A 14,382-nucleotide genomic window follows, 5' to 3' on the forward strand; every position below is an offset into this window, starting at 1 on the left:
CCACCTTCGGGGGCGCCCCCTCTCTTGTCTCCGGCGCGGGCCCCCCTCCCCCTCCCCCGCTTCCACGTCATCCGCCCACCGGACGATCTAGACGATGACCCCGCTCTCCTTCAGCCGGCCGATGGTCTCCTCGTCGTAGCCCAGTTCGACCAGCACCTCGGAGCTGTGCTCGCCCAGCAGCGGGGCACCGGCGATGTCCGGCTTGAAGGAGGAGAACTTCACCGGGCTGCCCACGGTCAGATAGGTGCCGCGGCCCTTCTGCTCGACCTCGACGACCGTGCCGCTCTTGCGCAGGTCCTCGTCGTAGGCCAGCTCCTTCATGCTCATGACCGGGGCGCAGGGCACCTCCCACTCGCGCAGGATGTTGACCGCCTCGTACTTGGTCTTGTCCGCGAGCCACTTCTCGATCTCCTCGAAGATCTCGAAGATGTGCGACTGACGGGCGCGCGCGGTGGCGTACGCCGGGTCCTCGGCCCACTCGGGGCGGCCGATCACTTCGGCGGTGCGCTTCCAGTTCTGTTCCTGGACGGTGAAGTAGATGTACGCGTTCGGGTCGGTCTCCCAGCCCTTGCACTTGAGCACCCAGCCGGGCTGGCCACCGCCGCCCGCGTTGCCGCCGCGCGGTACGACGTCGGTGAACTCGCCGTTGGGGTACTGCGGGTACTCCTCCAGATAGCCGACCCGTTCCAGGCGCTGCTGGTCGCGCAGCTTGACGCGGCAGAGGTTGAGCACGGCGTCCTGCATGGAGACGGAGACCTTCTGCCCCTTGCCCGTCTTGTTGCGGTCGATGATCGCGGTGAGGATGCCGATCGCCAGGTGCATCCCGGTGTTGGTGTCGCCGAGGGCGCCGCCGGAGATGGTCGGCGGGCCGTCCCAGAAGCCGGTGGTGGAGGCGGCGCCGCCCGCGCACTGGGCGACGTTCTCGTAGACCTTGAGGTCGTTCCAGGAGGAGTCGTCGTTGAAGCCCTTGACCGAGCCGAAGATCAGCCGTGGGTTGAGTTCCTGGATGCGCTCCCAGGTCAGGCCCATCCGGTCCAGGGCGCCCGGGGCGAAGTTCTCCACCAGGACGTCGGCGTCGGTGATGAGCTTCTCCAACACCTCAAGGCCTTCGGGGGTCTTGGTGTTGATGGCGAGGGAGCGCTTGTTGCTGTTGAGCATCGTGAAGTACAGCGCGTCGAGGTCCTCGATGTCCCGCAGCTGCTTCCGGGTGACGTCGCCGCCGCCCGGGCGCTCCACCTTCAGAACGTCGGCGCCGAACCAGGCGAGCAACTGTGTGCAGGCGGGGCCGGCTTGGACCCCGGTGAAGTCGATCACCTTGATTCCGGCGAGCGGCTTTTCACTCATGTCTGCTTCCTTTTCGTGAACGTACGTGTACGGAACGGGAGTTCGAGGAACTGAAGGGTCAGGGGTCACTTCTTCGCCGGCGTGATGTTGCCGACGGTGATGCCCTTGGGGTTGAGGTGCGAGATGTGGCCGCTCTCGGTGCCGGCCGAGGGGTCGATCACGCAGTCGATGAGCACCGGGCCGCCGGAGGCGAGGGCCTCGGTGAGGGCGGCGGTGACCTCGGCGGGCGTGGTCGCGCGGTAGCCCTTGCCGCCGAACGCCTCGATCAGCAGGTCGTGACGGGCCGCGCCCATGAGGGTCGTCGGCGAGGGTGCGTCGTCGTACGGGTTGGTGTCGTCGCCCCGGTAGACCCCGCCGTTGTTCATGATCACGGTGACGACGGGCAGGTTGTAGCGGCAGACCGTCTCGATCTCGATGCCGCTGAACCCGAAGGCGCTGTCGCCCTCGACGGCGACGACCGGTGCGCCGCTCTCGACGGCGGCGGCGATGGCATATCCCATACCGATGCCCATGACGCCCCAGGTGCCGCTGTCGAGGCGGTGGCGCGGTACGTGCATGTCGATGACGTTGCGTGCGATGTCCAGGGCGTTGGCGCCCTCGTTGACGATGTACGTCTCCGGGCGCGCGCGCACGACATCGCGTACGGCCTTCAGGGCGCCCATGAACTGCATGGGGTGCGGGTCGGCCTCCAGCCGCTTGGCCATCTTGGCGACGTTCTGCGCCGAGCGCGCCCTCAGTTCCTCGCGCCAGGCCGAAGGGGCCGCGATCTGGCCGGGCTTGGTGCGTTCGGCGAGGGCGTCGAGGACCGACTCGATGTCGCCGACGAGCGGGGCCGCGATGGGCTGGTTGCTGTCGATCTCCTTGGGGTCGATGTCGATCTGGACGAACTTGGCGTCGGGGTTCCACCCCGTCTGGCCGTGCCCCAGCAGCCAGTTGAGGCGGGCGCCGATCAGCATCACGACGTCGGCCTTCTTCAGCGCGAGGGAACGCGCGGTGGCCGCCGACTGCGGGTGGTCGTCGGGCAGCAGACCCTTGGCCATCGACATCGGTACGTACGGGATGCCCGTCGACTCGATGAACTCCCGCACCTTGGCGTCGGCTTGGGCGTAGGCGGCGCCCTTGCCGAGCACCACCAACGGGCGTTCGGCGGAGGCCAGCAGCTCGATCGCCCGGTCCACGGCCTCGGGCGCCGGGAGTTGGCGCGGCGCGGGGTCGACCAGGCGGCTCAGCGTCTTCGCGCCCTCCTCGGCGGGCATGATGGAGCCGAGCACGGCGGCGGGGATGTCGAGGTAGACGCCGCCGGGACGTCCGGAGATCGCGGTGCGCAGCGCGCGGGCGATGCCCCGGCCGATGTCCTCCACGCGGCTCACCCGGTAGGCGGCCTTCACGAAGGGCTGCGCGGCGGCGAGTTGGTCCATCTCCTCGTAGTCGCCCTGCTTGAGGTCGACGAGGTGGCGCTCGCTGGAACCGGAGATCTGCACCATCGGGAAGCAGTTGGTGGTCGCGTTCGCCAGCGCGACCAGGCCGTTGAGGAAGCCGGGGGCCGACACGGTCAGCGCCACGCCGGGCTTCTTGGTGAGGTAGCCGGCGGCGGCCGCCGCGTGTCCGGCGTTGCTCTCGTGCCGGAAGCCGATGTAGCGGATGCCCTGGGCCTGGGCGAGACGGGCCAGGTCGGTGATCGGGATGCCGACCACTCCGTAGATGGTGTCGACGTCGTTCATCTTGAGGGCGTCGACGACCAGGTGGTACCCATCGGTGAGTTCGGTCGGGACGTCGGCCGGAACGTCGGCTGCTGCCGCAGTCTCCAGGGGCGAGGGGGCGGTCATGGTCCGAGGTCCTCCTTGGGCAGGTCCTGCCGGAGCGGCTACTTCTCTCACCATCCGCAGCGCGTCCGTCCGCGTCCAAGACCCATCGGCGACCAGCCGATAAACAGCGTCTATCGACCGCTGGTGGAGGGGTCGCCAACTCCCTTGATAGACAGCTGCTATCGGCCGTTCACCAGCGCGTATTGGACGCCGCCCCCGGGTCACCGCAGGCTCGCAGAGGACTGCTTCATCAGATCTGGCGTGAGGGGGTGGGGTCATGGCCGTTCCGGCCGCGGCATCCGTGCGCGACGCCGACCGGTACCGACCTCCGACGGTCACGGGCCTCGCCGATCTCCTTGACCGGCAGGTACGTGAACGCCCGTACGCCCGGGCCCTCGTGGTCTCCGGCGACCGGGTGCACCTGTCCTACCGGGGGCTCGCCGCGCTGGCTGACGACGTGGCGACACGGCTCGTCCGTACAGGGCTGGGGAGCGGTGACGCGGTGGGGCTGATCTGCGCCAACACCGCTGAGTTCGTCGTTGCGTTGCTCGGTGCGGCGCGGGCGGGTGTGGTGGTCGCTCCGCTGGATCCGGCGTTGCCCAGCTCCCAACTCTCCGCCCGACTAGTGGCGTTGGGAGCGCGGGCGGTGCTTGTCGAGCCGCCGGTGAACGGGGTCGCGCTGCCGGTCCCCGTCTGGCCCCTGCGGGTGGAGGTCTCCCGGGCGGGCACTGCGGGGGTCACGCTCGACACCAGAGCCGCCCCCGAAGCACCTGTCACGGCAAGCGAGTTGTCGGACCATGACGCCATCGTCCTGTTCACCGCGGGGACCACCGACCGAGCCAAGATGGTCCCGCTGACCCATGCCAACGTGGCCGCGTCGGTCCAAGGCGTGTGCACCACCTACGAGTTGGGCCCGGTCGACGCGACGGTCGCGGTGATGCCGTTCTTCCACGGCCACGGACTCTTCGCGGCGCTGCTGGCGTCCCTGGCCAGCGGGGGCTGCGTACTGCTGCCCGAGCGGGGACGGTTCTCGGCGGGCACGTTCTGGGACGACATGCGGGCGGTGAACGCCACTTGGTTCACCGCGGTACCGGCCATCCACGAGATCCTGCTCGACCGTTCGGAGCGCGAGTACCCGGGGTCGCAGGCACCTCCCCTGAAGTTCGTACGGAGTTGCAGCGCGCCCCTCAACACGGCGACGCAACGCGCGCTGGAGCGGACGTTCGGCGCGCCGCTGCTGTCGGCGTACGGGATGACCGAGTCCTCGCACCAGGCGACCAGTGAACCGCTGCCGCAACGGGGGGAGTTGAAGCAGGGGTCGGTCGGACGGCCGACCGGGGTCGAGGTGCGGGTCGTCGACCGGAGCGGGCGGGTGTGTCCGGTGGGCGTCGAGGGCGAGGTGTGGGTGCACGGGCCCACCGTCGCCCGTGGCTATCTCGCCGACCGGGACGGAACGGCGTACACCTTTGTCGACGGGTGGCTCCGCACCGGTGATCTGGGTGCGCTGGACGAGGACGGGAATCTGTCGCTGACCGGGCGGATCACGAACCTCATCAACCGGGGCGGGGAGAAGATCGCGCCCGAGCATGTCGAGGACATCCTCGCCGGGTGCCCGGGAGTCGCCGAGGCTGCCGTGTTCGCCGTACCAGATCCCGTGTACGGACAGCGGGTCGGTGCCGTCGTGGTGGTGCGCGAGGGTGAGAGCGTCGGGCCCGCCGAGATCCTGCGGTACTGCCGTGACCGGCTGGCCGTGTTCGAGGTGCCGGACCGGATCGAGCTGGTCGCAGCCCTGCCGTACACCGCCAAGGGGGGACTGGACCGGAAGGCGGTACAGGCCCGGTACGCGCCCTGACGGCGAGGTTCAGCGCACGCGGGGTTCGGCCGTCGGCAGCGGGCGGGCGAAGAAGTCGTCCAGGGACAGGCCCGTGGCTGCGTTGACGAACGCGCGGGCGGCGACCGAGCCGGGGGTGGCCGCGTGGATCGCCACCGAGACCTGGGCGCCGGCCTCCGGGTCGACCAGGGGCAGGGCTCTCGTCCGGCCGACGACCGGCATGGCGCGCAGCCAGGTGTGCGGCACGATGCTCGCCCAACCGCCGCCGCCCACATGGGCGTAGAGGGAGGCGATGGAGTCCGTCTCGACCTGCGGGGTCACCACGAACCCCTTCTCCGCGAACACGGTGTCTACGATCTGCCGGATCCGCATGTCCGGTGTCAGCAGCGCGAGCGGCAGCTGGGCCGCGTCCGCCCAGGTCACGGTGGCGGACTGGGCGACGAGTTGGTCGTCCGAGACCAGCAGCATGTACCGCTCCTGGTAGAGGGGGACGACCTGCAGGCCCTCCTGGTCGCCCGGATCGAAGTGGGCGATCGCCACGTCCAGCTCGAAGTCCCGTAGCTGGCGGTGGAGTTCCTTGGTCGACAGCCGGGACCGCACCTGAACCTTGGCCAGCGGGTGCGCCGCGCAGAAGGCGGCGACGGGCAGCGCGAGGGTCGTGGACGCCGTGGGGTCCGTCCCGAGTCGCAGCGTGCCCGTGATGCCGGACTGTACGGCGGCCACCTCGGCCTTGAACGCGTCCTGTTCGGCGAGGATGCGCTTGGCCCAGACGACGAGCCGTTCGCCTTCCGGGGTGAGGCCCTGGTAGTTGTGCCCGCGGTTGATGAGCGTGACGTTCAACTCCCGCTCCAGCTTGGCGATCGCCGCCGAGAGCGCCGGCTGGGACACGTAGCAGGACTCCGCCGCGCGGGCGAAATGCCGTTCCCGCGCCACCGCCACGAAGTACTCCAGCTGCCGGAACAGCATGAACGACTCCTCTCCGTCCGGGGGCCGCCCCAGCCTACGGGTCAGCGCAGGAGCTTCACGGCGGCCACCACCAAGGGGTCCAGGCCGTCCGCTCCGGCGTCGACGAACTCGTACAGCCTGGTACGCATGCGTGGGTCCCAGAACCTGCCGATGTGCCCCGCGATCTCCTCGGCGGCCCGCTCCCCCGGCAGGTGTCCGAGGTTCGCGGCGATGTCGTTCGCCATCCTGCGCTCCGACGGCACGGTCGCTGTCATCTCAGTCCACCACCATGATCAGGTCGTCCGCCACCGGTTCCGCCGTCGGTTCCGCTTCAGCGGCCTCGCCCGGGCGGGCGAGGCCGACCTGGACGGCGGTCACCTTGTACTCCGGGCAGTTGGTCGCCCAGTCGGAGTTCTCCGTCGTCACCACGTTGGCGCCGGTCACGGGGTGGTGGAAGGTGGTGTAGACGACCCCGGTGGGCATCCGGTCGGAGATCTCCGCGCGCAGTGTCGTCCGCCCGACGCGGCTGGCGAGGGTGACCATGTCGCCGTCCTTGATGCCACGGTCCTCGGCGTCGTGGGGGTGCAGTTCGAGGATGTCCTCGGGGTGCCAGGCGACATTGCCGGTACGGCGGGTCTGCGCGCCGACGTTGTACTGGCTGAGGATGCGTCCCGTGGTGAGGACCAACGGGAAGCGGCGGGTGCTGCGTTCGTTGGTCGGTACGTAGGAGGTGACCACGAACTTGCCCTTGCCGCGCACGAATTCGTCCACGTGCATGATGGGCGTGCCCTCCGGCGCCTCCTCGTTGCACGGCCACTGGACGCTGCCGAGCTTGTCGAGGAGGTCGAAGGAGACGCCGGTGAACGTCGGTGTGACGGAGGCGATTTCATCCATGATCGCGCGCGGATGGTCGTACGACATCTCATAACCCATCGCGGTGGCGATCTCGCTGACGATCTGCCACTCGTGCTTGCCCGTCTTCGGTTTCATCACCGCGCGCACCCGGTTGATCCGGCGTTCGGCGTTGGTGAACGTGCCGTCCTTCTCCAGGAACGACGCGCCGGGCAGGAAGACGTGCGCGAACTTGGCCGTCTCGTTGAGGAACAGGTCCTGTACGACGACCAGTTCCATCGCTTCGAGGGCCGCGGTGACGTGCTTGAGGTTGGGGTCCGACTGGGCGATGTCCTCACCGTGGACGAACAGGCCCCGGAAGGTGCCGTCGATCGCCGCGTCGAACATGTTGGGGATGCGAAGTCCCGGCTCGGCGAGGAGAGTTCCGCCCCAGAGGTTCTCGAAGACGGTGCGTACCGCGTCGTCCGACACGTGGCGGTAGCCGGGGAGTTCGTGCGGGAACGAGCCCATGTCGCAGGAGCCTTGGACGTTGTTCTGGCCGCGCAGCGGGTTCACGCCGACGCCGTCGCGGCCGATGTTGCCGCATGCCATCGCGAGGTTGGCCATTCCCATGACCATGGTCGAGCCCTGGCTGTGCTCGGTGACCCCGAGGCCGTAGTAGATGGCGCCGTTGGGGGCGGTCGCGTACAGCCGTGCCGCTGCCCGCAGTTCGGCGGCCGGTACGCCTGTGATCTCCTCGACCGCCTCAGGGCTGTTCTCCGGACGGGCGACGAACTCCGCCCACTCGTCGAACCCTTCGCACCTCGCGTCCACGAAGGCCCGGTCGACCAGGCTCTCGACGACCACCACGTGCGCCATGGCGTTCACGACGGCGACGTTGGTGCTCGGCCTGAGCTGGAGGTGGTGCTCGGCCTCGACGTGCGGTGAGCGTACGAGGTCGATGCGGCGCGGGTCGACGACGATCAACTTGGCGCCCTCGCGCAGCCGTCGCTTCATCCGGGACGCGAACACCGGGTGTCCGTCAGTGGGGTTGGCGCCGATCACCATGATGACGTCGGCCTCGGCCACGGAACGGAAGTCCTGGGTGCCCGCCGACTCACCGAAGGTCTGCTTGAGTCCGTATCCCGTCGGGGAGTGGCAGACGCGGGCGCAGGTGTCGACGTTGTTGTTGCCGAAGGCGGCGCGCACCATCTTCTGTACGACGTACACCTCTTCGTTGGTGCAGCGCGAGGAGGTGATGGCGCCGACCGAGCTGGTTCCGTACCGGTCCTGGAGTTCGCGCATGCGCCGGGCGACGGTGCCGATCGCCTCGTCCCACTCGACCTCGCGCCAGGGGTCGGTGATCCGCTCCCGCACCATGGGCTTGAGGACGCGGTCGGGGTGGGTGGCGTAGCCGAAGGCGAAGCGGCCCTTGACGCACGAGTGACCCTCGTTGGCGCCGCCGTCCTTGTGGGGCACCATGCGGACGAGTTCGTCGCCGCGCAGCTCGGCCTTGAAGGAGCAGCCGACGCCGCAGTAGGCGCACGTGGTCACAACTGACCTTGTCGGCATGCCGAGTTCGACGACCGAGCGTTCCTGGAGCGTCGATGTCGGGCAGGCCTGGACGCAGGCGCCGCAGGAGACGCACTCGGAGTCCATGAAGGACTCCCCCGCCCCCGGCGAGACCTTTGAGTCGAAGCCGCGCCCCTCGATGGTGAGCGCGAAGGTGCCCTGCACCTCGCCGCAGGCCCGTACGCAGCGGGAGCAGGCGATGCACTTGGACGGGTCGAAGTCGAAGTAGGGGTTGGAGGTGTCCTTCTCGGCTTCGAGATGGTTGGCGCCCTCGTAGCCGTACCGGACCTGCCTGAGGCCCACCACGCCTGCCATGTCCTGGAGTTCGCAGTCGCCGTTGGCCGGGCAGGTGAGGCAGTCGAGGGGATGGTCGGAGATGTACAGCTCCATGATGCCCTGGCGGAGCTTCTCCACCTTCGGCGTCTGGGTGCTGACCTTCATCCCGTCGGCGCACGGTGTGGTACAGGAGGCCGGGGTGCCGCGCCGGCCTTCGATCTCGACCACGCACAACCGGCAGGAGCCGAAGGCCTCCAGGCTGTCGGTGGCGCACAACTTGGGTATTTCCAAGCCTGCTTGGGCTGCCGCGCGCATCACGGAGGTGCCCTCCGGGACGGTGACCGGCAGACCGTCGATCTCCACCGACACCGTTGCCGGGCCGGGCCGTTCGGGGGTGCCGAAGTCGGGTTCCTTGAGCAGGCTCATGCCGTGCCCTCCGTCGCTCGTACGGGGTGGATCTCCAGGAGCCGGCGACCGTCGAGGAAGTCGTCGGGGAAGTGGGTGAGCGCGCTGCGGACGGGCATCGGGGTCAACCCGCCCATCGCGCACAGCGAGCCGTCGGTCATCAGGTCGCAGAGGTCTTCGAGCAGGGCGAGGTTCTCGTCCTGGTGCGTACCGGCGACGATCTTGTCGATCACCTCGACGCCGCGCACCGAACCGACCCTGCACGGTGTGCACTTGCCGCAGGACTCCTCGGCGCAGAACTCCATCGCGAAGCGGGCCTGCGCGGCCATGTCGACGCTGTCGTCGAAGACGACGATCCCGCCGTGCCCGAGCATCGCGCCGGCCTCGGCGAACGCCTCGTAGTCCATGGGCAGATCGAACAGCGACTCGGGCAGATACGCCCCGAGCGGTCCGCCGACCTGCACCGTGCGGATCGGACGCCCGGTGTGCGTCCCGCCGCCGTAGTCCTCGATCAGTTCGCGCAGGGTGATGCCGAAGGCGGTCTCCACGATGCCGCCGCGCGCGATGTTGCCGCCGAGCTGGAACACCTGAGTACCGCGCGAGCGGCCGACTCCGAGGTCCTGGTAGGCCTTCGCGCCGTCGGCGAGGACGACCGGGACGGTGGTCAGGGTGAGGACGTTGTTGACCACGGTCGGCTTGCCGAACAGGCCCTCGATCGCCGGGATCGGCGGCTTCGCACGGACCATGCCCCGCTTGCCCTCCAGGCTTTCCAGCATGGAGGTCTCCTCGCCGCAGATGTACGCGCCGGCCCCGACGCGGACGTGCAGGTCGAAGTCGAGTGCGGAGCCGAGGATGTCCTTGCCCAACCAGCCCTGCTCGCGGGCGAGTTCGATCGCCTCGCGCATCGTGGCGATCGCGTCCGGGTACTCGGAGCGGATGTAGACGTACCCTTCGCTCGCGCCGACCGCGTGCGCGGCGATGGTCATGCCCTCGATGAGCAGGAACGGGTCGCCCTCCATGACCATCCGGTCGGCGAAGGTCCCGCTGTCGCCCTCGTCGGCGTTGCAGCAGACGAACTTCAGCTCGTCGGCGCAGTCCAGCACCGTCTTCCACTTGATACCGGCCGGGAATCCGGCGCCGCCGCGACCGCGCAGTCCGGATTCGGTGACCTCGGCGACCACGTCGGCGGGCGCCATGTCCAGGGCGGCGCGCAGTCCCGCGAGGCCGCCGTGGTCGACGTAGTCCTGTGTCGACAGGGGGTCGGTCACGCCGACTCTGGCGAAGGTGACGCGGTTCTGGCGGGCCAGCCAGGGCAGTTCGTCCACGAGGCCGAGGCGGAGTGGGTGGTCCGCGCCGTCCAGCAGGCCGGCGGCCAGCAGTGCGTCCACGTCCTCGGCGGCGACCGGGCCGTAGCCGACGCGGCCCTGCGGGGTCACGACCTCGACCATCGGCTCCAGCCAGAGCATGCCGCGAGATCCGTTGCGTACGACGTCGATGGCGAAGTCCCCACGCGTGGCGGCGCGTTGGAGGGCGGCGGCCACCTCGTCCGCGCCGACGGACCTGGCCGCCGAGTCGCGGGGGACGTAGACCGTCGCCGTGGAGTGGGAAGGGCCGGAGGAGTGGGAGGAGTTGTTCATCAGGAGACCGTCCCGTTGAGGAGGGAGCCGAGTCGGGCCGGGCCCACTCGTCCGTACAGCCGTCCGTTCGCCTCGACCGACGGTCCCAGTGCGCAGTTGCCCAGGCAGAAAACCTGCTCGACGGTCACCGAGCCGTCAGCCGATGTCTCCCCCAGGGTCAGGCCGGTCTCGCGCGCGTGGTTCACGAGGCGGTCGGCGCCCAGGGCCTGGCAGGCCTCGGCGCGGCAGATGCGTACCGTGGTGCGGCCCGTCGGCTCGCTCCGGAAATCGTGGTAGAAGGTCACCACTCCGTGGACGTCCGCCCGGGAGAGGTTGAGCGCGTCCGCGAGCACCGGTATCGCCTCCTGCGGCACATGACCCAACTCGGCCTGGACCGCGTGCAGTACGGGCAGCAGCGCGCCGCGCCAGCCCCGGTGATCGGCCACCACCCTCCTGACCACGCTCTCGACCGTCTCATCGCTCCCGCTGGTCGTCATGATCGCTCCGCCTTCCGAAACGCGGTCCCCGGCGAGGGGTGCAGGAGACTCAGACGATACCCCATACAGGCTTCTGTATACAGACGACAGTCGAACGCGTTTCACACGATCGACTGAACGCGGCTCATGATCGACGGCCCACGCCATGTTGCATACCAAAACCTGTAGGCTGAATCCGTCGTCGGCACCTCTCTCGACGACCACCTCTTGCGACAACCACCTCTTGGCAATGCCGTCGGCCCGGCGGCGGAACGGGACAACCATGCGCGAGGCACTCACGGCCGCAGCGTCCCGGCGCGTCACCCGCCCGGCACCGCTGCGCCAGGCCGTGTACGACGCCCTGACCGAACTGATCGTCAGCGGCACCCTCAAGCCGGGCCAGCACCTGGTCGAGGCCGAACTCGCCGAGCATCTCGGCGTCAGCCGGCAGCCGGTCCGCGAGGCCCTGCAGCGGCTCCAGACCGCCGGCTGGGTCGACCTGCGGCCCGCACAGGGTGCCTTCGTCCACTCCCCCACCGAGGAGGAGGCCGCCCAACTCCTCGGCGTCCGCTCGGTGCTGGAGACCTACTCGGCCCAACTCGCCGCGCGCAACGCGAAGCCCGAGGACGTCGAGCAGCTCTGCGAGCTTCAGAACGAGGGCGTCGAGGCACTCGCCGTCGGTGACGTCGAGCGCCTGGTCGCGGCCAACTCGGCCCTGCACGCGTACGTCACGTCCGTGGCCGCCAACGACGTACTGGCCGAGATGCTGTCGCAGGTGGGCCAGAAGGTGCGCTGGTACTACACCCCCATCGCCAAGCCCCGCGGCAAGGAGGCCTGGAACGAGCACACGCAGCTCATCAAGGCCATCGCCAAGGGCGACGCGGACCGCGCGGGCGAGATCATGCGCAAGCACACGGAACGCACGGCCGAGTTCTATCGCAAGCAGATCGCGGCCGGGGCCAGCTAGGACTGACATTCCCAGGAGCACGTGAACGGGCCGTCCGCAGGACGGAGTTCATGCCCTGATCGAGGACGGCGTGAGGAAATCGGCGGTCCGGGCTCCGACGGGCGGGTGGTGGTGGTGCGCCCGCCCGGCGGCAGCGGCGGCCTCCAGTTCGCGCAGCCACGGCAGGACCGTACCCAGCACGATGTCGAGCCCGCCGCCGTCCGCACCGAGCCTCGCCTCGGCGGGCACCAGCACCGGGTCGGCGAACACCGTGGACGTCGAGCTGCCCGGCGGCCCCGTCGCGCCGGGCCGGGCCGGCACGAACAGGTCCGGGGCGTGCGCCGGAACCCCCCAGAGGCTCAGACCGTCGGGCGTACCGAGCGGCCGGGAGGACCAGACGTAACTGTCGGCCTCCCCCGCCGCGACGACCCCGTGCTTACGCCCACGCAGGGCGACCACCCCACCGGAACGAACGGCCGTGCCGCGCGCCATGAGCAGTTGGGCCTCCGTCTCCTGCCCGCAACCGGTGACGTCCTCCACGAGGGCGAGGCTGCTGAGATGACGTCCGGCGGCGATCTCACCGCGCACCCAGGGGCTGCCGTACGACTCGATGACGGCGACCGCCGTGTAGTGCGACCGGAGTACGGCCGCCGTCGCCGGGCAGACCCGGGCCGCCCGGGCCACCACCTCGGCGGCTTCCGTCAGCCCCAGTCCGGCGCCGCCGAACTCGGTGGAGACGGTGAGCCCCAGCAGCCCGGTGGCCCCGAAGGCCGTTACCGCCCCACGGGGGAACCTGCCCTCCATGCCGGTCAGTTCGGCGCAAGGCGCGACGGCACGGCGCAGGACTTCTGCGAGAGCGGTGCGGTACGACACGGGGTGCCCCCTTCAGACTTCTTCTGCTTTTTCAGACTTCTGACTTCTTCAGACTTCGGATTGATCGCGCACGGCATCAGGTCGTGGGTCCGTCTCCCGCAGCAGCCCGGTCGCCACGTCGAAGACGAAGCCCCGGACGTCGTCCGTGTGCGGCAGAAACGGATTGGTGCGCACGCGCTGCATCGACTGGCGTACGTCCTGGTCGACGTCCCGGAAGGCCTCCACCGCCCAGGCCGGACGCTGGCCGACCTCCAGCTCCAGTTCGTGCCGGAAGTCCTCGGTCAGGGTCTGGAGACCGCAGCCGGTGTGGTGGATGAGTACGACACTGCGGGTACCGAGGGCCCGCTGACTGATCGTCAGGGACCGGATCGTGTCGTCGGTGACGACGCCGCCCGCGTTCCGGATGGTGTGGCAGTCGCCCAGCTCCAGGCCGAGGGCGGCGTGGAGGTCGATACGGGCGTCCATACAGGCCACGACGGCGACCCGGAGTACCGGGCGGGCGTCCATCCCTGGGTCGGTGAATCCGGCGGCGTAGGCACGGTTGGACTCCACGAGCCGGTCTGTGACCGTCTCGGTGGCGAAACGGGGTGCGTGTGTGGACATGGCTGGACTACCTCACTCGGGACGGAGCGGAGGCGACGTCGGCCGCCGTCGGTCAGATCACGCCCTGTGCCTTGAGCATCGGCAACTCGTCTGCTTCCAGGCCGAGTTCGCCGATGAGGATTTCTTCGGTGTGCTGTCCGAGGAGGGGCGGGGTGGTGATGCGGGTGGGGGAGTCGGAGAGTTTGAGGGGATTGCCGACGGTGGTGAACTCACCGCGCTCGGGATGCCCGACCGTGACGATCATGTCGTTCGCGGCGAGCGAGGCGTCCTCGATGATCTCCTTCGTGGACAGGATCGGCCCACACGGAATGCTGTATGCGTTCAGCCGCTCCAGGACCTCCCACTTCGGCAGCGTCGACGTCCATTCCTCGATCAGCTGGAACATCTTCGCCAACTTCGGCAACCGGGCTTCGGGGGTGGCCCACTCGGGGTCGTCGGCGAGTTCGGGACGGCCGATCAACTCGGCGAGGGGTTTCCAGCCCGGCGGCTGCACGATGACGTACACGTAGTCGTTCGGCCCGCCCGGCGCGCACCGGACGGCCCACCCGGGCTGCCCGCCCCCCGACGCGTTCCCCGAACGCGGCACCTCGTTACCGAAGTCCTCGTTCGGATACTCCGGCAACGGCCCGTGCGCCAGGCGTTGCTGGTCGCGCAGCTTGACCCGGCACAGGTTCAGCACCGCGTGCTGCATCGCGACGTTCACCCGCTGCCCCCGCCCCGTCGACTCCCGCTGGAACAGCGCGGCCAGGATGCCGGCCACCGCGTGGATGCCGGTCCCGGAGTCCCCGATCTGCGCGCCGGTCGCCATCGGCGGACCGTCCGGGAACCCGGTGGTCGCCATGGACCCGCCCATCGCCTG

At 69.4% G+C, this 14,382-nt stretch carries 12 protein-coding genes; 2 read left to right on the plus strand and 10 right to left on the minus strand.

Annotated features, from left to right (window positions below; genetic code table 11):
• Positions 1-87: 87 nt before the first annotated feature.
• Positions 88-1,344 (minus strand): formyl-CoA transferase, encoded by a 1,257-nt coding sequence (frc, locus tag ACWCRB_RS44730; protein ID WP_451001557.1) that lies wholly within the window; start codon positions 1,342-1,344, stop codon positions 88-90.
• A 65-nt stretch (positions 1,345-1,409) separates the two neighbouring features.
• On the minus strand, positions 1,410-3,170 hold the full coding sequence (gene oxc / locus ACWCRB_RS44735) for an oxalyl-CoA decarboxylase (protein WP_451001558.1): 1,761 nt from the start codon (positions 3,168-3,170) through the stop codon (positions 1,410-1,412).
• Positions 3,171-3,426: 256 nt separating this feature from the next.
• On the opposite strand from oxc, the gene ACWCRB_RS44740 reads away from it, so the two are divergent.
• Positions 3,427-5,001 (plus strand): FadD7 family fatty acid--CoA ligase, encoded by a 1,575-nt coding sequence (locus ACWCRB_RS44740; RefSeq protein ID WP_451001559.1) that lies wholly within the window; start codon positions 3,427-3,429, stop codon positions 4,999-5,001.
• 9 nt (positions 5,002-5,010) lie between these two features.
• Here ACWCRB_RS44740 and ACWCRB_RS44745 read toward each other — a convergent pair whose 3' ends face one another.
• The 5 genes from ACWCRB_RS44745 to ACWCRB_RS44765 are packed head-to-tail and all read right to left on the minus strand — an operon-like array spanning position 5,011 to position 11,122.
• Entirely contained in the window at positions 5,011-5,946 is a 936-nt protein-coding gene (locus tag ACWCRB_RS44745) for a LysR family transcriptional regulator (RefSeq protein WP_369037713.1), read from the minus strand.
• A 41-nt stretch (positions 5,947-5,987) separates the two neighbouring features.
• Positions 5,988-6,200 carry a formate dehydrogenase subunit delta gene (locus tag ACWCRB_RS44750; RefSeq protein ID WP_030615085.1) on the minus strand — a complete coding sequence of 71 codons (213 nt, stop codon included), beginning with the start codon at positions 6,198-6,200 and terminating at the stop codon, positions 5,988-5,990.
• A gap of 1 nt (position 6,201) precedes the next feature.
• Positions 6,202-9,030, minus strand: a complete 2,829-nt coding sequence (fdhF, locus tag ACWCRB_RS44755; RefSeq protein WP_451001560.1) for a formate dehydrogenase subunit alpha — start codon at positions 9,028-9,030, stop codon at positions 6,202-6,204.
• Positions 9,027-10,646, minus strand: a complete 1,620-nt coding sequence (locus ACWCRB_RS44760; RefSeq protein WP_451001561.1) for a formate dehydrogenase beta subunit — start codon at positions 10,644-10,646, stop codon at positions 9,027-9,029. Before ACWCRB_RS44760 ends, fdhF begins: the two co-directional genes overlap by 4 nt.
• Positions 10,646-11,122, minus strand: a complete 477-nt coding sequence (locus tag ACWCRB_RS44765; protein ID WP_451001562.1) for a formate dehydrogenase subunit gamma — start codon at positions 11,120-11,122, stop codon at positions 10,646-10,648. The genes ACWCRB_RS44760 and ACWCRB_RS44765 overlap by 1 nt, the downstream gene beginning before the upstream one ends.
• Positions 11,123-11,384: 262 nt before the next feature.
• On the opposite strand from ACWCRB_RS44765, the gene ACWCRB_RS44770 reads away from it, so the two are divergent.
• The gene (locus tag ACWCRB_RS44770; protein ID WP_451001563.1) at positions 11,385-12,068 is read left to right on the plus strand and encodes a GntR family transcriptional regulator; all 684 of its coding nucleotides are present in this window, start codon (positions 11,385-11,387) and stop codon (positions 12,066-12,068) included.
• Between the two features lie 48 nt (positions 12,069-12,116).
• Here the strand turns inward: ACWCRB_RS44770 and ACWCRB_RS44775 are convergent, their stop codons facing one another.
• From ACWCRB_RS44775 to ACWCRB_RS44785, 3 genes are all read right to left on the minus strand, one after another.
• Entirely contained in the window at positions 12,117-12,920 is an 804-nt protein-coding gene (locus ACWCRB_RS44775) for an acyl-CoA dehydrogenase family protein (protein ID WP_451001564.1), read from the minus strand.
• A 48-nt stretch (positions 12,921-12,968) separates the two neighbouring features.
• Complete coding sequence (locus tag ACWCRB_RS44780) at positions 12,969-13,523, minus strand: beta-class carbonic anhydrase (RefSeq protein WP_451001565.1); 555 nt, start codon at positions 13,521-13,523, stop codon at positions 12,969-12,971.
• A gap of 52 nt (positions 13,524-13,575) precedes the next feature.
• Positions 13,576-14,382, minus strand: an 807-nt coding sequence (locus tag ACWCRB_RS44785) for a CoA transferase (RefSeq protein ID WP_451001566.1), incomplete at its 5' end; no start/stop codon positions are given.

This window comes from Streptomyces sp. NPDC002156 (assembly GCF_053593675.1).

Excerpts from the sequence above, each read along its gene's own strand:
- frc (WP_451001557.1), bottom strand. The coding sequence starts at position 1,344 with ATGAGTGAAAAGCCGCTCGCCGGAATCAAGGTGATCGACTTCACCGGG.
- ACWCRB_RS44745 (WP_369037713.1), bottom strand. The coding sequence starts at position 5,946 with ATGCTGTTCCGGCAGCTGGAGTACTTCGTGGCGGTGGCGCGGGAACGG.
- oxc (WP_451001558.1), bottom strand. The coding sequence starts at position 3,170 with ATGACCGCCCCCTCGCCCCTGGAGACTGCGGCAGCAGCCGACGTTCCG.
- ACWCRB_RS44740 (WP_451001559.1), top strand. The coding sequence starts at position 3,427 with ATGGCCGTTCCGGCCGCGGCATCCGTGCGCGACGCCGACCGGTACCGA.
- ACWCRB_RS44765 (WP_451001562.1), bottom strand. The coding sequence starts at position 11,122 with ATGACGACCAGCGGGAGCGATGAGACGGTCGAGAGCGTGGTCAGGAGG.
- fdhF (WP_451001560.1), bottom strand. The coding sequence starts at position 9,030 with ATGAGCCTGCTCAAGGAACCCGACTTCGGCACCCCCGAACGGCCCGGC.
- ACWCRB_RS44760 (WP_451001561.1), bottom strand. The coding sequence starts at position 10,646 with ATGAACAACTCCTCCCACTCCTCCGGCCCTTCCCACTCCACGGCGACG.
- ACWCRB_RS44770 (WP_451001563.1), top strand. The coding sequence starts at position 11,385 with ATGCGCGAGGCACTCACGGCCGCAGCGTCCCGGCGCGTCACCCGCCCG.
- ACWCRB_RS44780 (WP_451001565.1), bottom strand. The coding sequence starts at position 13,523 with ATGTCCACACACGCACCCCGTTTCGCCACCGAGACGGTCACAGACCGG.
- ACWCRB_RS44750 (WP_030615085.1), bottom strand. The coding sequence starts at position 6,200 with ATGACAGCGACCGTGCCGTCGGAGCGCAGGATGGCGAACGACATCGCC.